Source organism: Paraplanobispora takensis, assembly GCF_016863195.1.
Lineage (GTDB): Bacteria > Actinomycetota > Actinomycetes > Streptosporangiales > Streptosporangiaceae > Planobispora > Planobispora takensis.
The window spans coordinates 1-19,875 of record NZ_BOOK01000029.1 but is presented as its reverse complement, the minus strand read 5'-3'; the positions used below and the strand labels follow the sequence as shown (position 1 = coordinate 19,875).

Below are 19,875 nucleotides of genomic sequence, written 5' to 3'. Positions count from 1 at the left end.
GGCCCGGCGGCTCCGGCGGGCGGACGATCACCGCTCCCCGGCGCGATAGCGTGACGGGTGTGACGAGTGAGGGTCCGGGCGGCGCTCCCGCCGGGGAGTGGGCGCCCGAGGAGGTCGTGCGGGAGGACCAGGCGGCCGCGCTGGTGGGAGAGCAGTTCCCGGATCTGCGCGGCGCGCCGGTCGAACTGCTGGCCACCGGCTGGGACAACACCGTCCATCTCGTCGGCGGACGGTGGATCTTCCGTTTCCCGCGCCGCGCCATCGCCCTGCCCGGGGTGGAGCGCGAGATCTCGATGCTGCCGGCGCTGGCGCCGAGGCTGCCGTTGCCGGTGCCGGTTCCCGCGCGCGTCGGACGGCCCGGCGACTCCTATCCGTGGCCCTTCTGGGGCGCGGAGCTGGTCCCCGGCCGGGAGCTGGCCGAGGCCGGCCTGTCCGGCGCCGGGCTGACGACGGCCGCCGCCGGGGCCGGTGCGTTCCTGCGCGCTCTGCACGACCCGGATCTCGCCGCCGAGGCGGGCGCGGGGCTGCCCGTCGACCCGATGCGCCGGGGCGACCCGGGCGTGCGGGCGCCGATGGCCCGCGAACGGCTGGCCGTACTCCACCGGCGGGGCCTGTGGCGGCCGGACCCGGCCGTCGAGCGTCTCCTCGCCGAGGGCGAGGCGGCCGAGCCGCCGCCCGGCCCTCCGGTGATCGTCCACGGTGACCTGCACCAGCGGCACCTGCTGGTCGGCCCGGAGGGCCGGGCGAGCGGCGTCATCGACTGGGGCGACCTGTGCCTGGCCGACCCGGCCGTCGACCTCTCCCTGGCCTACTCCGGGTTCTCCGGACAGGCCCGCGCCGCGCTGCTGTCGGCCTACGGCCGCCCGGTCGGCCCCGGGCGGGAGACGGCCGCGCGCGTGCTCGCGGTGTTCCTGTGCGCGGCGCTGGCCGACTACGCGGAGTCCACCGGCCGCGCCCGGCTGCTGGCCTCGTCGCTGGCAGGCATCCGGCGGGCCGTCTCCCCCTGAACGGCCCGCCCGGGTCGGGCCGTTCAGATCGGGCGGCTCAGATCAGGCCGAGGGCGAGCATCGCGTCGGCGACCCGCCTGAAGCCGTCGATGTTGGCTCCGGCCACGTAGTCGCCCGGCATGCCGTACTCGTCGGCGGTCGCCAGGCAGCGGGCGTGGATGTCGCGCATGATCTCCTGGAGGCGGCGCTCGGAGAACTCGAAGCTCCACGAGTCGCGGCTGGCGTTCTGCTGCATCTCCAGCGCGCTGGTGGCCACGCCTCCGGCGTTGGCGGCCTTGCCGGGCCCGAAGGCGACGCCCGCCTCCTGGAAGATCCGGATGCCCTCCGGCATGGTGGGCATGTTGGCGCCCTCGCCCACCGCGACGCATCCGCCGCGCACCAACGTCTCGGCGTCGCGGCCGGTGATCTCGTTCTGGGTGGCGGACGGCATCGCCACCTCGCAGGGCACCTCCCAGACGCTCCGTCCCGGCACGAAGGACGCCTCGCCGCCGCGGCGCTTGGCGTAGGCGTCCACCCGGAGCCGCTCGACATCCTTGACCTGCTTGAGCAGATCGAGGTCGATGCCCGCGTCGTCGACGACGTAGCCCGAGGAGTCGGAGCAGGCGACCACGACGCCGCCGAGCTGCTGGATCTTCTCGATCGTGTAGAGGGCGACGTTGCCGGAGCCGGAGACCACGACGCGCTTGCCGTCGAAGGAGGTGCCGCGGGCCTTGAGCATCTCGTCGACGAAGAACGCGCAGCCGTACCCGGTGGCCTCGGTGCGCACCTGGGCGCCGCCGTAGCTGAGGCCCTTGCCGGTGATCACACCGGACTCGTAGCGGTTGGTGATGCGCTTGTACTGGCCGAACAGATAGCCGACCTCCCGCCCGCCGACGCCGATGTCACCGGCGGGGACGTCGGTGTACTCGCCGATGTGACGGTAGAGCTCGGTCATGAAGCTCTGGCAGAAGCGCATGACCTCACGCTGGGAGCGGCCCTTGGGGTCGAAGTCCGAGCCGCCCTTGCCGCCGCCGATCGGCAGGCCGGTCAGGCTGTTCTTGAAGATCTGCTCGAAGCCGAGGAACTTGACGATGCCGAGGTAGACCGAGGGGTGGAAGCGCAGACCTCCCTTGTACGGCCCCAGCGCGCTGTTGAACTCGACCCGGAAGCCCCGGTTGATGTGCACCTCGCCGCGGTCGTCCTCCCACGGCACCCGGAAGATGATCTGCCGCTCGGGCTCGCAGATCCGCTCGATGATCTTGGAATCGGCGTACTCCGGATGCTTGGCCAAGACGGGTCCGATGCTCTCCAGCACCTCGCGGACGGCCTGGTGGAACTCGATCTCACCGGGGTTGCGGTGGAGGACGTTGTCGTAGATCGACGACAGCTTCTCGTGCAGCATCACAAATCTTCCTGATTGTCGGATCTCACAATCGTGGTCTAGACCTTATGAGATCGGACATACGGCCCCTCCATCACCCCCGGGGCGACCGGCTCTTACCTCCGCAGAGGGATCCCGGGTCAGCCCGGCGGCGGACGACCCGAGGTGGTCCCGCTGACTACCTTGCTCGGCATGAGGCCAGCTCAGGCCACCGCACAAGCAAGGAAACCGCCATGTTCAAAGACTCGGCCGACTTCCGGCGCGTCGCCTCCGGCGTGCTGCTGATCCTCGCCCCGCTCCTCCAGGCGATCGCCGTCGTCCTCGACCCCGGCACCTGGGGCGACGACCGCGAGGCGGTCAGCTTCGGCGACAACCCCGTCCTGGCCCAGGTCCAGTCGGTGCTCTACCACTGGGCGTATCTGCTGATGGCCCTGGCCGCCCTGGCCCTGCTGCACGTGATGCGCAAGCGCGCGACGGTGTTCGGCCACATCGCGGGCCCGCTCGTCGTCCTCGGCTACATCAACGCCTCAGGCCTGCTCATGGCCGACCCGGTGGAGTGGTGGCTCGGAAAGCACTACAGCCCCGAGGAGGCCACCCGGATCATGGACGAGATGGTGAACCTGCCCGGCGTCGTCTTCGGCTTCCAGATGCCCTGGATCTTCTTCGCCATCTTCGGCATGCCGGTCCTGGCGATCGGCGTCTGGCGGTCCGGCTTCGCCCACTGGTGGGTCCCGCTGGTCCTGGCGATCGGCTACGGCGGCTCGATGGCGGTGCCGTACGGCCCGGTGACCGTGCTGCTCTGGGGCATGCCGGTGGTCGCACTGGGCTCGCTCGGCGTGAAGATGCTCCGGATGAGCCGCGAGGAGTGGATCTCCCACTACCCCGCCGTCACCGCCGCCCCGAAGACCGAGGCCACCGTCTGAACCCTCATCCCGACGCCCTCATCTCCGACGCCTTCACCCCTCGACGGGACGACCCGGCCGCCGGGCGCCCTCCGCCTCGCGGAGCGTGTGCACGGTGGCCGGCGGCCTTGACGGGGTCAGCACGGCCGCGCCGGCGGCCAGGGCCAGGAAGCCCGCCCCGGCCCACAACGCGGGCCGCAGACCGGCCACGAACTCCTCCCCGCTCCCGTATCCGCCGCCGGCCGCGGCGAACAGCCCGGCCAGCACGGCCACGCCCATGACCACGCCGACCTGCCGGCCGGCGCTGTTGACCCCGGCGGCCACGCCCTCCTCCTCCACCGCGACGAAGTCCAGCGCCTGGCGCGGGCCGACCGCGAAGAACAGCCCCATGCCGGCCCCGGCGACCACCATCGCGGGCAGGAGCGCCGGATAGGGGACGGCCGGGGAGACGACCACCGCGAACCAGGCCAGCGCGCTCGCCTGCAGGACCGTGGCGGCCACCATGAGCCGCTTTACCCCGATCCGGTCGCCGAAGGCGCCGGCGAGCGGGGCGACGAGGACGGGCATCACCGTCCACGGCAGGGTGCGCAGCCCGGCGTCCAGAGGGGAGAAGCCAAGCACGTGCTGGAGGAACTGGGTCAGCAGGAAGATCGCGCCGAACATGCCGAACTGCACGAGCATCCCGACCAGGCTGGAGAGGGTGAACCCGCGGCGGCGGAACAGCCGGGGCGGGACCACCGGGTTGGCCACCCTGCGCTCCCAGGCGGCGAATCCGGCCAGCAGCAGCACTCCGGCCGCGATGGGCGCGATCACCTGCGGGCTTCCCCAGCCCAGGCTCGTGCTGCGCACCATGCCGTAGACGATCCCCAGCAGACCGGACGTGACCAGCAGGGTGCCCCGGACGTCGAGGCGGCCGTACGGGCCGTGGCTCTCGCTCAGGAGGCGGGCGGCCAGCGGGACGAGGACCAGCCCGATCGGGACGTTGATCCAGAACACCCAGTGCCAGTCGCCGATCTCGACGATCACGCCGCCGACCCACGGGCCGAGGGCGATGGCCAGCCCGCTCATCCCGGTGAACGCCGCGATGACCGCCCCGCGCCGCTCCGGTGCGGCCGCCCGGACCAGGAGGGTCAGCGAGAGCGGGAAGATCATCGCCGCCCCGATGCCCTGGACGGCGCGGGCCGCGATGAGGACCCCGGCGGCCGGGGCCATGGCGGCGGCGGCCGACGCGGCGGTGAACAGGGCGACCCCGCTGGTGAAGATCATGCGCCGGCCGAACCGGTCGCCGAGGATCGCGGCGGTGAGCAGGAAGATGGCGTACGTCAGCGTGTAGGCGTTGACCGTCCACTCCAGGCTCTCCAGGGAGGCGTGGAGATCCTGGCGGATGGTGGGCAGCGCGGTGGTGACGACGAGGTTGTCCATCGACGCCATGAACGCCGAGACCCCGGTGATCAGGAGCGTGGGCAGAACACCGCCGCGCTTGTCCACCGGGCACCTCCGTCCGGAGCCCGCGGGACTCCCGCCGGCAACAGAGACCGCCGCCGTACATCCGTCGACAACGGTTATATCCGTCATCGGACTCACCGCCCATAGCCTCACGGCACCCGGGCCGGAGCGGGGGCGGCGGACGACGGGTGTACGGCATGCGGCGTTCGGCGTGCCGCGGAGGGTACGGCGGGCTGCGGCTCGGCGGACGGATGAGCGCGGTGCCTGGTGGAGGGTACGGCGGGCGGGCCGGGTTACCCCCGCAAGGGGGAGGCCGGATCCGCCCCGCGGCGGACGACCCGGGGCGGGCCCGGCGACTACCTTCCCGTATGGAGGAAGCGCCCGGCGGGCAAGGCCGTACCGCCACCACCCCGCCGGTGTCACGGCCACCCCGCCCCGCACCCGCACCCGCATCCCCACCGAGGAGGGACGATCCCCGTGCCCGAGGACCGGCAGCGTCGGCGTTCCCCCCGGCGGAGCCTTCTCTACGTCACCGCCGCGCCGGGCCGCACCACGCCCGACTCGTACGCGAACACCACCGCCTGAGCCCGGTCCCGCAGATGCAGCTTCATCAGCACCCGCGCCACGTGGGTCTTGACCGTGGCCTCGCCGACGAAGAGCTCACCGGCGATCTCGGCGTTGGTCAGGCCGCGGGCCAGGAACCGCAGCACCTCCAGCTCGCGCGGCGTCAGGTCGGCCAGCTGGGGCGGGGGCGCGGGGTCGTGACGTCCGGCGAAGGAGGCGATCACGCGGGTGGTCACCGCCGGATCCAGCAGGGCGTCGCCGCCGACCACGACGCGGATGGCCTCCACGAGCTGCTCGGGCGGGGAGACCTTGAGCAGGAAGCCGCTGGTGCCCGCGCGCAGGGCGGCGTAGAGGTTCTCGTCGGTGTCGAAGGTGGTCAGCATGATCACCTTGGGCGGATCCGGCTGGTCGAGCAGCTGCCCGGCCGCGGTGAGGCCGTCCATGCGCGGCATGGAGATGTCCATCAGCACGATGTCCGGGCGCGTACGGCGGGCCACGGCCAGGGCCTCCACCCCGTCCGCGGCCTCCCCCACCACCTCCATGCCGGGCTCGCTCTCCACCACCAGCCGCAGCCCGGCACGGACCATCGCCTGGTCGTCGGCGATCACGATGCGGATGGTGTTCATACGAGAACCTCCTGGGAGATCGGAAGGCGTGCGTGGACGCGGAACCCGCCCTCGGGGCGCGGGCCCGCCTCGAAGGTCCCGCCGAACAGCTCGGCGCGCTCGCGCATGCCGATGAGGCCGTTGCCGGTCGACAGCTCGGACGGGGCGCCGCCGCCCCCGTCCAGGACCTCCAGCTCCACGGAGCCGGCGTGGTAGGCGACGCCGATCGAGATCTCGGACTCGCTCGCGTGCTTGACGGCGTTGGTGAGCGCCTCCTGGGCGATCCGGTAGGCCGACAGGTCGAGGCCGGGCGGGAGCCGTACCGGCTCGCCGTCGACCTCCAGGGTGATGCGCAGGCCCGAGGAGACCAGCGAGGTCACCGTGGTGGACAGCTGCGCCAGGCCAGGCTGCGGGATGCCCTCGTCGAGCGGCATGCGCAGGGCGCCGAGCATGACGCGCAGCTCCTCGACCGCCTCGCGGCCCGAGCGCTCGATGCCGAGCAGCGCGTCCTCGTCCCCGCCGCCCCGGCGGCGCAGCACCCCGGCCTGCATGACCATCATGCTCACGCTGTGCGCGACGACGTCGTGGAGCTCGCGGGCGATGCGGGCCCGCTCCTCGGCGACGGCCTCGGCGGCCCGGCGTTCCCTGTCACGTTCCAGGCGTACGGCGTGCTCGGCCAGACGGCGGACCCGGGCGGCGTAGGCGTGCACCGCCAGGCCGGTGAGGTAGGCGGCGCCGAAGACCACGGTCAGGAAGATGACCTCCTCGAAGGGGAGCAGGCGGTGGTCGACCGCCCCGGAGTCGAAGACGAGGATCCCGGTGACGGCCCAGGCCAGGCCGGGCCTGAAGGGCAGCTCGGCGCCCACGGTGTGGAAGACCAGCAGAAGGGAGAACAGCTGCCAGACCTGGCAGTGCTCGTAGCCCTGACGGTGCCAGGCGTACTGGGCCAGGATCATGAGGATGAAGACCGCGACGGGCGCCTTGCGGCGGAACCAGACCAGGACGCCTGTGACGAGCGCCTGGCCGATCCACCACAGTTCGGGCGTCTGCGCCGCACCGTACTCGGTGGCGACGGTGAACGCCTCCAGGGTCCCGAGCGCGATGATCGCGCCGCCGATCAGAAGATCGACTTTCGACACCGTGCGGAGGTGCCGAAGGACAGGGAAGGGAACCACCATGCGGGGAGACTAAACCCTCACGTCTCCATTGCATATAGGACAAAACGCCCAGCCAAGCCGCTTACAAGTCGGTCACAAGTGCCCGCCCGCCACCGGAGGCACGGCGGGCACTCCACGAATCCACTCGTGAACCTACTTACCGGGACGGAAAGGACACACTCCGTACGAACCGGTTGGCCAGGCTGTCGTCGCACCGGCTGGGCGCGCAGAAGTAGATCATGAGAGCCGGCTCGTCCGGGCGCTCCACCGCGTAGCCGATGAAGTCGAGCTGGCCGCCGCGCTGCGGATCGACGATCGAGCCCTCCAGCCGCACGGCGGACTGCCCGCCGACGCGCACCTGCACCACCTCGGAGAACACGTTGACCGTGCCGGGCAGCGACGACTGCAGCGTCTCCTGCAGTTGCTGGGCGCCGCCCCGCGGGTCGAGGGTGTCCAGGGTCTGGGCGTAGATCCCGGTGGCCTCCTCCGGGGCGGTCTTGATGATCTCGTTGACGTCGGCCCAGTCGGCGGTGACCGGCGTGCTGAACAGGGCCTGGAACTGCTCGGCCCGGGGCGAGGCGACCGTGAACACGTCGGCGTGCTGGACCGCGGTCCAGCCGGCGGGATGCTCGAAGGCCACCGGAACGGCGGCCGACCCCCGGTAGGGCACCCACTCGGTCTCACCGCCCCGCAGGATCACCGCGAGCACCGCCACCAGCGCGACGATCAGCGTGATCGCCACCCCGGCTCCGATGAGCACCCCCTTCTTGCGGGGCCCGGCGGTCTTCGGCCTGGTCCCGGTCGCCTGCGTGGAGTGCAGCTGCTGCCGCTCACCGGTCTGCACGGCCGGGCCCGCCTGCCCGGGCGGGTGGGGCTGGGTGGGGTACGGCGCCCCGGACGGGTGGGGCTGGGCCGGCTGCGGCGGCCCGGGCGGGTACGACTGCTCGCCCGGGTAGGACGGATACGGCGGATAGGACGAGCGGCCCGGGTGCGGCTGCTGGAGCCGATAGGACTGGCCGCTGATCGCGTCGCGCAGCTCGGCGATGAACTCCGTGCAGGTGGCGTAGCGCTGCTCGGGCGACTTGGCCAGCGCCCGCATCATCACCCCGTCGACCTCCATCGGGAGCTCGGACCGCAGCGTGCTGAGCGGTGTGGGCGCCTCGGCCAGGTGCGCCCACAGCAGGGCGATCTCGTTGTCGCGCTGGAACGGCAGCCGTCCGGACAGCGCCTCGTAGACCACGCAGGCCAGGCCGTACTGGTCGCAGCGGCCGTCGATGACCTCCTTGTTGATCTGCTCGGGCGACATGTAGCGGGGGGTGCCGATGAACTGGTCGGTCTGCGTCAGCCCGGAGATCGAGGTGCGGTGCTTGGTGATGCCGAAGTCGGTGAGGTAGACGTGCTCGCCCTCGGTGTGCCCGGCGATCAGGATGTTGGCGGGCTTGACGTCGCGGTGGATCAGGTCGTGGGCGTGCGAGGTGTCCAGCGCCGCGGCCACCTGCGCCGATATCCGGTTGACCTGGCTGATCGGCAGCGGCCCGCGATCGTAGAACAGGCGGCGCAGGTCGGGCCCGTCGACATAGCGCATCGCGATGTAGAGGGTGCCGTCGGAGGCGGCGTCCGCCTCGTAGATCGGGATGATGTTGGGGTGGTCGATGCTGGCGACCGTCCGCGACTCCAGGATGAAACGCTGGCGGAACCGGTCGTCCTCGCCCAGCAGCGGGTTGAGGACCTTCAGGGCCACCCGGCGGTCCAGCCGGGAGTCCACCGCGAGGTAGACCACGGCCATGCCGCCTTTGCCGATGACGTCTTCGACGTGGTAACCGGCGATCTCCTGGCCGATCAGGGCCCTCTCGTTCGACGGTGTCATCACGCCTCGACCGAGTGACCGCAGTAGCCGCAGAACCGGTGGGCGGGCCCCAGCCTCATCCCGCACGCGGTGCAGTATTTCTGGGCGGCGGCCCCGCCGGCGCCCCCGCCGGCCTGGGACCGCGGGCCGGTGTCATGGGCACGCGGGCCGGTGTCATGGGTCCGTGGACCGGTGTCGTGGGGCTTGGGGCCCGGGTCCCGGGCGACCAGCACGGGCTGACCGGGGGCGGACAGCTGGCCGGGCACGGACGGGCGGCCCGGGCCGGGCGACTGGCCCGGCGCGGGCGGCTGGCCAGGGCCCGTGGCGACCTTGGGCAGGGAGGGGAAGGAACGCCCGACCACCACGGTGGCGCTGGCCCCGTCGTCGAGCGTGCTCTGCCCGGCCGGGGTGACCGGCACCGCGGGGTAGGGCACGCCGCCCTCCCCGGTCCCGTTCCCGCCGTACTCCCCGGGCACGTCCCCGTCCGGCTCGGAGGCGGGCTGGCGGCGCAGGAACAGGATCGTTCCGACGATCACGAGGGCCACCAGGACGCCGCCGCCCACCAGGAACGGCCACAGCGGCAGGGCCGTCCCGCCGGGGTCCGGCTGCGCCGCGGCGCGCTTTGTCCCCTCGTCCTCGGCTGTGCCGCGCTTGGCCTGGGAGGTCTTCAGGTGCGCGGCGGCCACCGCGTGCCCGGGATACAGGTCCAGGACGCGCTCGAAGGCGGGCACGGCGTCGCCGTAGTACTTGGTGTGGAAGCGGGTCAGCGCCTGCTCGAACGCGGCGTCGATCGGGCCGCGCCGGGCGGTGACCTTGGCCGCCGCCAGCGCCTCGGTGACCTCCCGGATGCCGATCATCCGGCCGTCGTCGCCGCCGCCCACGAGCAGCCCGACGACCTCGCCCTTCTTGTCCTCGATCACCGGCCCGCCGCGCAGTCCCTGGTCGACCAGCTTGCCCACCTTGGGCGGCTCGTCGACCTTGCCCTCCGGGTCCTTGAACCGGCGCCCGCCGCTGCCGGCCGTACCGCCGGCCTGCAGGTGGGCGATGTCCACCTTCTCCTTCACGCCGGCCGAGGGCCGCCCGGTGAACCCGGCGACCGCGACCGGCGAGCCCTCCTTGTCGGGCACCTTGGCCGCCAGCGGCGCCGTGGGCATGCCCGCCCCGCCGTCGGCCCGGCTGACCGGCATCAGCACGGCCGGGCTCTCGGGCCGGTCACCGGTGTGCATGATCTCCGCCTTGAAGCCCTCGGCGTCGGCGGGGACGATGTTGGGGAAGACCTGGACCTCGGTGGTGACGTCGATGATGCAGGTCGCGGTCGGCTTCTTCGGCGGGTAGCACTCCTGCAGGTGCCGGTTGAGGGTCTCGTCCTTGAGGGTGTGCCGCTCGAAGTCGTCGGGGATCTTGACCTTGTGGTGCTCGGCGAAGATCTTGTTGGCCGCGTGGACCTCGACGTCCTTGTCCGTCTTCACCACGCCGGTCAGGGTGACCGTGGCCCCGTCGGGATTGACGACGGTGCCGGTGCCCACGCCTATCGGGACCTCGTAGCTCCGCTCGACGTGGACCAGCTCGCCGATGTGGTCGAGCAGGGTGATGTCCACGTGGGCCGTCGCCTCCACGCGGACGACCGCGGGGGTCACCAGGTCGGTGATCCCGCTGGGGTGTTCGTGGGCCAGGGCGGCGGGCATCGCGGCGACCGCGAGTGCCAGGCCGCCGAGGAGTGCCATAGCTGTTCTGAGCCGCCGCATCGTCACTCCCAAGAGGGGATAGGACAAGGGTCGCAACCTATCGCCTGAAGTCAAGAGAAGGCGAAATAGACAAGCGCTTGTTAGGGTAAATACTCTGCGATCCGTGATCGGCCGGGCGGGGCCGTGGGGCGCCCGTGAGCCGTCGGAGGAGGAGGGCTCGTGGGGTACGCGATCGGAGTCGACGTCGGCGGGACGTTCACGGACGTCGTCCTCAGCGGGCCGGGAGGCGAGATCGCGGTCGCCAAGTGCCTGAGCACCCACGACGACCCGGCCGAGGGAGTCCTCACCGGCGTGACCGCGGCGCTGGGCCGTACCGACCCCTCGCTGGTGACCCGGGTCGTGCACGCCACCACCCTGGCCACCAACGCCGTGCTGGAGCGCCGGGGCGTGCGGGTCGCCTACGTCACGACCCGCGGGTTCCGCTCCGCGATCCCGCTGGGCCGCTACGCCCGGGTCGAGGAGGACCGCTACGACCTGCGCTTCGATCCTCCCCCGCCGCCGGTCGCGGCCGAGGACTGCTTCGAGGTGCCCGAGCGGATCGGTGCCTCCGGAGCGGTGCTGACGCCGCTGGACGAGGAGGCGGTGGCCCGCGTCGGCGCGGAGATCGCACGGCGGGGCATCACCTCGGCGGCCGTCTGCCTGCTGCACTCCTACGCCGACCCGTCCCACGAGCGGCGGGTCGCGGAGATCCTGCGGGAGACGGTCCCGGCGGTGGTGATCTCCTCGGAGGTCTGGCCGGAGCTGCGGGAGTACGAACGGGCGACGACGACCATCATGTCGGCCTACGTGGGCCCGGTGATGGAGGGCTACCTGCGGCGGCTGGCCGCCCGGCTGGCCGGGATCGGGATCACCGCCCCGGTGCACGTGATGGAGTCGGGCGGCGGCGTGATGCCGGTCGAGCTGGCCGCGCGGCGGGCCGTGGCGACGATCGAGTCCGGCCCCGCGGCCGGGGTGCTGGCCGCCGCCGCGACCGGCCACCGCGACGCGATCTCCTTCGACATGGGCGGCACGACGGCCAAGGCCTGCGTGATCAGGGACGGCAGGCCGGAGATCACCCACGAGTTCCACGTCGGCGGCAAGGGCAGCTTCGGCGGGCGCCGGGCCGGGACGGGCGTGCCGGTCAAGACCCCGGCCATCGACCTGGCCGAGGTCGGGGCCGGCGGGGGGAGCATCGCCTGGGTGGACGCGGCCGGCGCCCTGCGGGTCGGGCCGCGCTCGGCGGGCTCGGCGCCCGGCCCGGCCTGCTACGGCCTCGGCGGCGAGGATCCGACCGTGACGGACGCCGACCTGGTGCTGGGCTACCTCGACCCCGCCTCCTTCGCCGGCGGCACGATCCGGCTCTCCCGGGACCTGGCGGACAAAGCCGTCGACCTGCGCCTGGCCGGGCCGCTGGGGGTGTCCCGGGCCGAGGCCGCGCACGCCGTGCACGAGATCGCCAACGCCTCGATGGGCTCGGCCGTGCACGTGGTGACCGTCCAGCGCGGCATCGACCCCCGCGGCTTCGTGATGGTCGCCTTCGGCGGCGCGGGGCCGATGCACGCCGCCCGGGTGGCCTCCCGCTTCGGCATCTCCACCGTCGTCGTCCCCGCCCGCTGCGGCGTCGCCTCGGCCGCCGGCCTGCTGGCCGGGGACCTGTCCGTCGACCGCGTGCGCTCGGCCCTGGACGCCGACCCCGGACGGGTCTTCGCCGAGCTGTCCGAGGCCGCGGCGGCCGACCTGGGCGTACAGCTCGGCGCCCCCGGTGTGAGGGTCGAGCGCTCGGCCGACGTCCGCTTCGCCGGCCAGGCGCACGACCTCACCGTCCCATGGTCGGACTCCCCCGCCGACCTGGCCGGGCGTTTCTCCGCCCGCTACGAGCAGGTCTACGGCATCGCCCAGCGCGGCCCCGTCGAGGTCGTCGGCTACCGCGTCCGCGTCACCCTCCCCGCCGCCCGCCGTACGGAGCCGCCGCCCGCCGCCCCGGCGGGGATCGGCGCCCCGGGTACGGCGCGGCGGACGGCGTACTTCGCCGAGGCCGGGGGGTACGTGGAGGTGCCGGTGTTCACCCGGGCGTCGCTGCGGGAGACGGACGGCCCGGCGATCGTGGAGGACCCGGAGTCGACGATCGTGGTGCCGCCCGGGTGGCGGGCGGTGCTCGCCGACGACATGGCGGTGGTCCTCACGACGCGGAACGGGGAGGGATCGCATGAGTGACGTGCTGACCGCCGAGGTGCTGCGCAACGCGCTGGTGGTGGCCGCGGAGGAGGCCAGCATCGTCGTCGTCCGGTCGGCCTACTCGACGTTCATCGTCGAGGGGTCGGACGCCTCGGCCGCCGTCCTCGACGCCGCGGGCCGTCTGGTCGCCCAGTCGATGGCCACCACCCTCATGAACAGCATGGCCCTCAAGGTCGCCCTGCCGGAGCTGCTGAAGGACATCCCCGCCGCCGCCATGCGCCCCGGCGAGGTGTTCGTGCTCAACGACGCCTACCGGGGCGGCGTGCACACCAACGACCTGCTGGTCTACCGGCCGGTCTTCGCCGGCGGCTCCCCCGTCTACTTCACCGCCACGATGATCCACGTCTCCGACCTGGGCGGCCTGTCGGCGGGCGGCATGGCGCCGCTGGCCACCGACATCTTCCTGGAGGGCCTGCAGCTCCCGCCGGTCCGCCTGGCCACCGCCGACGGCGTCGAGCCGGCGATCGAGGCGATCCTGCGGGCCAACAGCCGGACCCCGGACAAGGTCATGGGCGACGTGCGCGCCCTCATCGCGGGCACCGCCGTCGCCGCCGCCCGGGTCGAGGCGATGATCGCCGAGTACGGCCCCGCCGGGCTCGCCCGGGGAATCGACGACTATCTCGACTACACCGAGGCCAGGACCCGGATGGCCCTGGCCGGGCTGCCGCCGGGCCGCCACGTCTCCTCCTACCCGATCGACGACGACGGGATCGACACCGCGCGCTCCCACACGGTGCGGGTGGCGGTCACCGTGGAACGGGAGGCCGGGACCCCCGGGACGACGCGCGGCCCGCAGATCCCGGCGTCCGGGCGGGGACGGGTGATCGTGGACTTCACCGGGACGGACCCGCAGGTCCCGGCGGCGATCAACTCCTCGGCCTCGCAGTCGCTGGCCGCCGCGGTCTTCGCGGTCCGCTGCTTCCTCGACCCGACGATCGCGATGAACGACGGCTGCCTGCGGGCGATCGAGGTACGGCTCCCGCCCGGCTCGCTGCTCGACGCCCGATCCCCCTACCCGTGCGGCGGCCGGTTCGTACCGATCTACGCGGCGATGGAGGCGATCTTCCAGGCGCTGTCGGACGCGGCCCCCGAGCGCGCCATCGCCGCCAGCGGCATCCTGCAGCCGTTCTCCATCGCGGCGGCGCGCGCGCCGTACTGGATCCACCTGTCCTACGACTTCGGCGGGGTCGGGGCCCGGCACGGCAAGGACGGGCCGGACGCGACGGGCGTGCACTTCGGCATCGGGCGCAACTCGGTCCCGCAGGCCGAGCCGGTCGAGACCCGCTGCCCGCTGGTCGTGGAGTCGGTGGAGACCATCCCGGACTCCGGCGGTCCCGGCCGCCACCGCGGCGGCCTCGGCTCCCGGACGGTGATCCGCTTCCTGGCCGACGCGCACGTGACCACCCGCGGCGACCGCCTGCGCAACGCCCCGCCCGGCCGCTCCGGCGGCCTGGCCGGACGGCTCGGCGGCTTCCACCGCCGGCGCGCGGACGGCACGCTGGAACGGCTCGACTCCAAGGTCAACAACGCGCTGTTCCGCGCCGGGGAGGCGTTCGTGGTCGAGACCACGGGCGGCGGGGGCATCGGCTCGCCGTACGACCGCCCCCCGCAGGAGGTGGCGGCCGACCTGCGCGCCGGGAAGGTCACCGCCGAAGGCGCGGCACGCGACTACGGCGTCACCGTGCGGGAGGACGGAACGGTCACCCGGTGATCGCAGCCGGGACCGCGGACCACACGGGCGATCACAGCCGTGGACCGCGCGTGACGGCTGCCCGGGTCGTCACGGCCAGGGGCCGAGCTCGGGCAGGGAGCCGGTCTCGACGGTGACCGGCTTGGCGGGGGCCCGCCCGGCCAGCCAGGCGGCCAGGTCGCCCGCGTTCCCGCGCAGGACGACCGGGTCGCCGTCGCCGACGCTCCACCGGCGCTCGGCGTCGTCGGCGACCAGCGTCAGGTGCGTGCCCTCGGGGACGCGGGCGCCCAGGAAGTCCGCGACGTGGTCGCAGAAGTCGAGCGACCAGTCCGACGGCCGGTACCCCAGGTCCAGGTCGACCATGTGGATCTCGACCTCGCGCCAGCGGGCGTGGACGGTGTCGAAGAGAGTGGTGTCGCGGTAGCGCACGGGCCGCTTCCAGTCGTCCTCACCGGCCCGCGCCCAGGCCTCCGCGAGGGCGGCGTGCGCCCGGGCCAGGGCCGTACGGAGCTCCTGCGCCCCGCGGCCGGCCTCGCGCTCGATGGCGGCGGCGCGCCCGGCGGCCCCGCCGTCGTAGACGTCGATCAGCTCGCCGCGCCGGGCGTACTCCGCCTGGCGGGTGAAGGCGGCGGTGTTCTGCTCCAGATGGGTGATCACGTGGCCGCGCGACCAGTCCGGCAGCGCGGAGGGCGCCCGGACGTCCTCGTCGGCGAGGTCGGCGATCAGGTTCTCCAGGCGGCGCTGCCCGTCGAGGACGCGGGTTACAAGATCGTTCATTGTCATGAGGAGCAGGTTACCGGCTAATCCGGTAACTTCAACAGGGTGAGCACCTTCCGGTTCCACAGCGGGCGGCTCTGTCTGGACTTCATCGCCACCGTGGGCAGACGTGGCAGCGGACCCGTCGAGCGGCTGGAGACCCCCGCCGACCTGGCCCGATGGTTCACCGAGGCGGGCCTGACCGCCCCTGGCTCCCCCGCCCCGGCGGCGGGCGGGCCCGAGCTGCGTCAGGCCCGCGATCTCAGGGAGGCGATGTACGAGCTGTTCACCGCCTGCCGCCTGGAGCGGGAGATCCCGCCGGAGCCGCTGGCCGTCGTGAACGACTGGGCCGCCCGGCCCGCGCCGGCCGAACGCCTGGAGGCCGGCCCCGGCAACCGGCTCCGGCGGGTCCCGGGCGAGGCGACCGCGCAGACGCTGCTGGCCGGGATCGCCCGCGACGCCGTCGACCTGCTCGGCGGACCGCTGGCCGGGCGCGTGCGCGAATGCGACCTGCACCCGTGCACCCGGCTGTTCCTGGACACCAGCCGGTCCGGTCGCCGCCGCTGGTGCTCGATGGACGGCTGCGGCGCACGCGCCAAGATGGCCGCCTACCGGGCCCGCCGCGCCGCCCGCGAGGAGTCGTGACCCGCCCAGTCGCGGGCGCCCCGCCGTACGGCCCGGTGGACGGCGCGGGCCAGGCGGGCGCCCCAGACGGAGCGGGGACCGCCGAAGAGCTCCTCGGGCCCGTCGGCGCGGGCCAGCACGCAGACCGCGTCGGAGGCGGTGCCGGTGCAGGGGAAGCCCTCCTCGATCAGCGCCTGCGTCTTGGCCTCGGTCACCGTCATCACGGCGTTGACCAGGGCGGCGTCGCTCATCGCGACCGGGACGGCGGCGATGATGTTGATCGTGCCCGGCAAGTACACGGGTGCCAGCTCGGGGTCGGGCGCGCCCTCGGGGGCGGCGGCCCAGGTGGGCACGCGCAGGCCGACGGTGGCCACGGCGTGCGCTCCGCCGTCGGCCGCGCGGGTGAAGCGGCCGACCGAGGCGGCGGTGAGCATGCCGACCCCGGGTCCGGGCGGGGCCATCTCCAGCAGGTGCTCCACCGGGTCCATCCGCGCGTAGCCGCCGGGCACCTGCGCGTTGAGCACCCACTGCGCCGGGCCGATGCCGCCGCCGAGCATCGCCGAGGAGACCGCCCGCCAGCCGGGGCCGAGCTCCCACAGCAGCGAGGCCAGCCGTACGCCGTCCTCCGTGCGGTGGCCCAGCGCCAGACGGCCCGGCCCGCCGGCCTCCGTCGGGGGGATCGGGCTCATGGGCGCTCCAGATGGACCTCGGGCCTGCCGTCCGGGCCGGTCGCGATCCGGACGCGGGCGCCGAAGTGCTCGTCGATCAGTTTCCCGGTGAGGACCTCCGCCGGGGTGCCGGAGGCGGCCACCCGGCCCTCGGAGACCAGCATCATCGAGTCGGCGTACTGCCCGGCCACGCTCAGGTCGTGCAGGGTCGTGACCACGGTCAGCCCGTCGGCCAGCCGGAGCCGGTCGACCAGTTCCAGGACCTGCTGCTGGTGCCCGAGGTCGAGGGCGGTGGTGGGCTCGTCCAGCAGCAGGACGGGGGCCTGCTGGACCAGCGCCCTGGCCAGCACGACCCGCTGGCGCTCGCCGCCCGACAGACGGCCGAGCCTGCGGGAGGCGAAGGGCCCCAGGTCCAGCCGCTCCAGCACCGACGCCGTCACCTCGCGGTCGTGGCGGCTCTCGCGGCCCAGATAGGGGATGTACGGCGTGCGGCCGAGCAGGGCGTAGTCGAACACGGTCATGTCGGCCGGCAGCGCCGGGGCCTGGGGGGCGTAGGCGAGCAGCCGGGCCCGCTCTCGGGGCTTGAGCCGCCGGACGGGCGTGCCGTCGATGAGCACCTCGCCGGAGTACGGCAGCACCCCGGCCACCGCCTTCAGCAGCGTGGACTTGCCCGCGCCGTTGGCCCCGATCACGGCCAGCCAGTCGCCGCCGCGCACCTGCAGGCCGACGCCGGACAGCACGGTCCGAGAGTCCAGGACGACCGAGAGGCCGTGCGCTCTGATGTCGCTCATGGAGTCACTCCGCGGCTGCCGTACGGCTCATGTCTCCACCCGCTTCGTCACGCGCAGGACGGCGACGAAGAACGGGGCGCCGACGAACGCGGTGACCACCCCGATGGGCAGCTCCGCCGGGGCGAGCACGGTCCGGGCGAGCACGTCGCCGACGACCAGGAAGGCCGCCCCGCCCAGCAACGACAGCGGGAGCACGACGCGGTAGGAGCCCCCGGCCAGGCGGCGGACCACGTGCGGGACGACGATGCCGACGAAGCCGATCAGCCCGCTGACCGCGACGGCCGCGGCGGTGGCCAGGGAGGCGGCCAGCAGGACGACGAGCCGGACGCGGGCGGCGTGGAGGCCGAGGCTGACGGCCTCGTCGTCGCCGACCGACAGCACGTCGAGCAACCGCCCGTGCAGCAGCAGGGCCGCCACCGAGACCACGGCGTAGGGGATCACCAGCGTGATCCGGCTCCAGCCGCCGTCGACGGTGCCGAGGATCCAGCCGTAGATGCGCTGGAGGTCCTCCACACCGAGCTGCTGGACGAACGTCTGCACCGCGGTGAGGAAGGAGGTCACGGCGACCCCGGCGAGGACCAGCGTGGCGGTCCCGCCGCCCCGGCCCGCGACGTTGCCCAGGGCGTAGGCGAGCAGGACGCCGCCCACGGCCCCGGCGAAGGCGGCGGCGGGGACGGAAAGGGACTCGGTGTCACCCTTGAGCAGCACGATGACGACGGTGGTGGTGAGCCCGGCCCCGGCGGCGGCGCCGAGCAGGTAGGGGTCGGCCAGCGGGTTGCGGAACACCCCCTGGTAGGCGGCCCCGGCGATGGCCAGCAGGCCGCCGACGATCGCCCCGAGCACGACCCGGGGCAGCCGCAGCTCCAGCAGCAGCCCCTGCTCGACGGGGGCGAGCCCGGAGTCCGCGGAGACGAGGGGCAGCCAGTCGAGCAGTTGCAGGACCACTCTCCCGGGCGCGATGTCCGCCGCCCCGGCCAGCACCCCGGCCACCATGCTCGCCAGCAGCACGCCCACCGCCACGAGCAGGGCCGGCAGCCGCAGCCCGGTCGTCCGCCGTACCGGGGCGCCGGAACCCTCCGCGCCCCGCCCCGCCGCACCGGCGCCCTCGGGGGCCGGGCCGGGCGGGCGCGCCGTACCCCCGTCATCGGTGGCGGGGCCGGGCGTGCGCGCCGCGCCCCCGTTCTCGGAGGGAGGGCACCCGGAGACGGAGCCGTCCCCCGTCCCGCCGCCGGGCGGAACGGGGGGGCCGGATGGATCGGTCACTTATTCGGACGCGGCCTTCTGGACGGCGTCGCCGACCTGCTGGGCGAGGTCCGCGATGCGGGGCCCCCAGCGGGAGGCGATGTCGTCGTCGAGGGCGATGACGCGGTCGTTCCCGACGGCGGAGAGCTTGGACCAGCCGGGACGCTTGGCGATGACGTCGCGGGACTGGCCGCAGCACTTGGTGTCGGCCAGGAAGATGAGGTCGGGGTCGGCCTGGGCGACGAACTCGGCGGAGAGCTTGGGATAGCCGCCGGCCAGGTCCGGGGCCTTGTCGGCGATGTTGGTCAGGCCGAACAGGGCGTAGACCTGGCCGACGAAGGTGGTGGAGGTCACCGAGTAGGGCGTGGTGTCCAGCTCGTGATAGTAGGTGAGCTTCTTGTCCTTGGGCGCGGCGGCCACGGCCTGCTCGATCTTCTGCTTCATCCCGGCCACGACCTCCTGGGCCTTGGCGCTGTTGCCGGTGGCCGCACCGAGGTCGGTGACCTGGTCGTAGGCCTCCTCGAGCTTGGTGGCCGCGGGCTCCAGCAGCACCGGGACGTCGACCTTCTGCAGCTTGGCCACGATGCCGTCGACGTCGTTGGCCAGCACGACCAGGTCGGGCTTCTGCGCGATGATCGCCTCGGCGTTCGGCTTGAAGCCGGACAGGTCGGTCTTGGGGGCCTCCGCCGGGTGGTTGGACTGATCGTCGACCGCGACGACCTGGGCTCCGGCGTCGACGGCGAACAGGGTCTCGGTGGCGGTGGGCGACAGGGAGACGATCCGCTCGGGCCTCTTGGCGATGGTGACCGAGCCGTTGCCCCCCTCCACGGTGACGGGGAATCCCTCGGCAGCCGAAGCCGAGGCGGAGGCGGAGACCGACGCGGAGGCGGCGTCCTGCGGAGCGGTGGTGGAACTCTGACCGCATCCGGCCAGGGCCAGCGCACCGAGGAGCGCGCCCGCGAAGGCGGTACGTACGGGCCTCACGGAAGGTCCTTTCATCTGCGGGAACCGAGGACCCGTGGGAATCAGGACGGATCACCCTTTTCCACGAGGGTCGACGACGTCGGCGCGGCGGCAGTCGACCTGGCTCGGCCTCCGGGGCCATGACAGTTGCGGGACAGCGCCGGGCTCGCACCGGACTTCGCTGCGCGTCGCGCTTCGGACAGACGATATCAATCGTCCCCTCGGCCCGGATGTGCAGGGCTCACCGACACGGCGGGGGCTCTCCCCGCTGCTGACACGGCGGGGCCCGTCCCCC

Annotated in this window: 16 protein-coding genes; 5 read left to right on the top strand and 11 right to left on the bottom strand. The window is 73.4% G+C overall.

The features are described from left to right. Positions 1-59 precede the first annotated feature (59 nt). On the top strand, positions 60-1,007 hold the full coding sequence (locus tag Pta02_RS18970) for a phosphotransferase (RefSeq protein ID WP_239130902.1): 948 nt from the start codon (positions 60-62) through the stop codon (positions 1,005-1,007). A gap of 37 nt (positions 1,008-1,044) precedes the next feature. Here Pta02_RS18970 and gdhA read toward each other — a convergent pair whose 3' ends face one another. Next, positions 1,045-2,388 (bottom strand): NADP-specific glutamate dehydrogenase, encoded by a 1,344-nt coding sequence (gene gdhA, locus Pta02_RS18965; RefSeq protein ID WP_203876199.1) that lies wholly within the window; start codon positions 2,386-2,388, stop codon positions 1,045-1,047. Positions 2,389-2,600: 212 nt separating this feature from the next. Between gdhA and Pta02_RS18960 the strand changes: the two genes are divergently transcribed. Next, entirely contained in the window at positions 2,601-3,290 is a 690-nt protein-coding gene (locus Pta02_RS18960; protein WP_203876198.1) for a hypothetical protein, read from the top strand. 33 nt (positions 3,291-3,323) lie between these two features. On the opposite strand, the gene Pta02_RS18955 is transcribed toward Pta02_RS18960, so the two are convergent. The 5 genes from Pta02_RS18955 to Pta02_RS18935 all read right to left on the bottom strand — a co-directional run bounded on the left by Pta02_RS18955 (position 3,324) and on the right by Pta02_RS18935 (position 10,611). Next, the gene (locus Pta02_RS18955; protein ID WP_203876197.1) at positions 3,324-4,757 is read right to left on the bottom strand and encodes a DHA2 family efflux MFS transporter permease subunit; all 1,434 of its coding nucleotides are present in this window, start codon (positions 4,755-4,757) and stop codon (positions 3,324-3,326) included. Between the two features lie 482 nt (positions 4,758-5,239). Next, entirely contained in the window at positions 5,240-5,905 is a 666-nt protein-coding gene (locus Pta02_RS18950) for a response regulator (RefSeq protein ID WP_203876196.1), read from the bottom strand. Further along, on the bottom strand, positions 5,902-7,023 hold the full coding sequence (locus tag Pta02_RS18945) for a sensor histidine kinase (protein WP_203876195.1): 1,122 nt from the start codon (positions 7,021-7,023) through the stop codon (positions 5,902-5,904). Before Pta02_RS18945 ends, Pta02_RS18950 begins: the two co-directional genes overlap by 4 nt. 175 nt (positions 7,024-7,198) lie before the next feature. Next, complete coding sequence (locus tag Pta02_RS18940) at positions 7,199-8,908, bottom strand: serine/threonine-protein kinase (RefSeq protein WP_203876194.1); 1,710 nt, start codon at positions 8,906-8,908, stop codon at positions 7,199-7,201. Then, positions 8,908-10,611 carry a zinc ribbon domain-containing protein gene (locus Pta02_RS18935; protein WP_239130900.1) on the bottom strand — a complete coding sequence of 568 codons (1,704 nt, stop codon included), beginning with the start codon at positions 10,609-10,611 and terminating at the stop codon, positions 8,908-8,910. Before Pta02_RS18935 ends, Pta02_RS18940 begins: the two co-directional genes overlap by 1 nt. 180 nt (positions 10,612-10,791) lie before the next feature. On the opposite strand from Pta02_RS18935, the gene Pta02_RS18930 reads away from it, so the two are divergent. Beyond that, positions 10,792-12,825 carry a hydantoinase/oxoprolinase family protein gene (locus tag Pta02_RS18930; protein WP_203876192.1) on the top strand — a complete coding sequence of 678 codons (2,034 nt, stop codon included), beginning with the start codon at positions 10,792-10,794 and terminating at the stop codon, positions 12,823-12,825. Beyond that, entirely contained in the window at positions 12,818-14,557 is a 1,740-nt protein-coding gene (locus Pta02_RS18925; RefSeq protein WP_203876191.1) for a hydantoinase B/oxoprolinase family protein, read from the top strand. The genes Pta02_RS18930 and Pta02_RS18925 overlap by 8 nt, the downstream gene beginning before the upstream one ends. Positions 14,558-14,626: 69 nt before the next feature. On the opposite strand, the gene Pta02_RS18920 is transcribed toward Pta02_RS18925, so the two are convergent. Next, positions 14,627-15,313, bottom strand: a complete 687-nt coding sequence (locus tag Pta02_RS18920; protein WP_203876190.1) for a maleylpyruvate isomerase family mycothiol-dependent enzyme — start codon at positions 15,311-15,313, stop codon at positions 14,627-14,629. Between the two features lie 45 nt (positions 15,314-15,358). Between Pta02_RS18920 and Pta02_RS18915 the strand changes: the two genes are divergently transcribed. Beyond that, positions 15,359-15,937 carry a CGNR zinc finger domain-containing protein gene (locus Pta02_RS18915; RefSeq protein ID WP_203876189.1) on the top strand — a complete coding sequence of 193 codons (579 nt, stop codon included), beginning with the start codon at positions 15,359-15,361 and terminating at the stop codon, positions 15,935-15,937. Here Pta02_RS18915 and Pta02_RS18910 read toward each other — a convergent pair. From Pta02_RS18910 to Pta02_RS18895, 4 genes are all read right to left on the bottom strand, one after another. Then, positions 15,901-16,605, bottom strand: coding sequence for an adenosylcobinamide amidohydrolase (locus Pta02_RS18910; protein WP_203876188.1), 705 nt, complete (start codon positions 16,603-16,605; stop codon positions 15,901-15,903). The two genes, Pta02_RS18915 and Pta02_RS18910, sit on opposite strands and share 37 nt — an antisense overlap. Then, positions 16,602-17,375: an ABC transporter ATP-binding protein gene (locus Pta02_RS18905; RefSeq protein WP_203876187.1), complete on the bottom strand. Its 774-nt coding sequence runs from the start codon at positions 17,373-17,375 to the stop codon at positions 16,602-16,604. The genes Pta02_RS18910 and Pta02_RS18905 overlap by 4 nt, the downstream gene beginning before the upstream one ends. A 27-nt stretch (positions 17,376-17,402) precedes the next feature. After that, positions 17,403-18,368 (bottom strand): FecCD family ABC transporter permease, encoded by a 966-nt coding sequence (locus tag Pta02_RS18900; protein WP_203876350.1) that lies wholly within the window; start codon positions 18,366-18,368, stop codon positions 17,403-17,405. Positions 18,369-18,638: 270 nt separating this feature from the next. After that, positions 18,639-19,601 carry an ABC transporter substrate-binding protein gene (locus Pta02_RS18895; protein WP_203876186.1) on the bottom strand — a complete coding sequence of 321 codons (963 nt, stop codon included), beginning with the start codon at positions 19,599-19,601 and terminating at the stop codon, positions 18,639-18,641. Between the last annotated feature and the right edge of the window lie 274 nt (positions 19,602-19,875).

Bases quoted from the DNA above. Each gene is read 5' to 3' on its own strand.
- Pta02_RS18950 (WP_203876196.1), bottom strand. From the start codon at position 5,905: ATGAACACCATCCGCATCGTGATCGCCGACGACCAGGCGATGGTCCGT.
- Pta02_RS18925 (WP_203876191.1), top strand. From the start codon at position 12,818: ATGAGTGACGTGCTGACCGCCGAGGTGCTGCGCAACGCGCTGGTGGTG.
- Pta02_RS18905 (WP_203876187.1), bottom strand. From the start codon at position 17,375: ATGAGCGACATCAGAGCGCACGGCCTCTCGGTCGTCCTGGACTCTCGG.
- gdhA (WP_203876199.1), bottom strand. From the start codon at position 2,388: ATGCTGCACGAGAAGCTGTCGTCGATCTACGACAACGTCCTCCACCGC.
- Pta02_RS18920 (WP_203876190.1), bottom strand. From the start codon at position 15,313: ATGAACGATCTTGTAACCCGCGTCCTCGACGGGCAGCGCCGCCTGGAG.
- Pta02_RS18910 (WP_203876188.1), bottom strand. From the start codon at position 16,605: ATGAGCCCGATCCCCCCGACGGAGGCCGGCGGGCCGGGCCGTCTGGCG.
- Pta02_RS18960 (WP_203876198.1), top strand. From the start codon at position 2,601: ATGTTCAAAGACTCGGCCGACTTCCGGCGCGTCGCCTCCGGCGTGCTG.
- Pta02_RS18935 (WP_239130900.1), bottom strand. From the start codon at position 10,611: ATGGCACTCCTCGGCGGCCTGGCACTCGCGGTCGCCGCGATGCCCGCC.
- Pta02_RS18940 (WP_203876194.1), bottom strand. From the start codon at position 8,908: ATGACACCGTCGAACGAGAGGGCCCTGATCGGCCAGGAGATCGCCGGT.
- Pta02_RS18900 (WP_203876350.1), bottom strand. From the start codon at position 18,368: ATGGTGGCCGGGGTGCTGGCCGGGGCGGCGGACATCGCGCCCGGGAGA.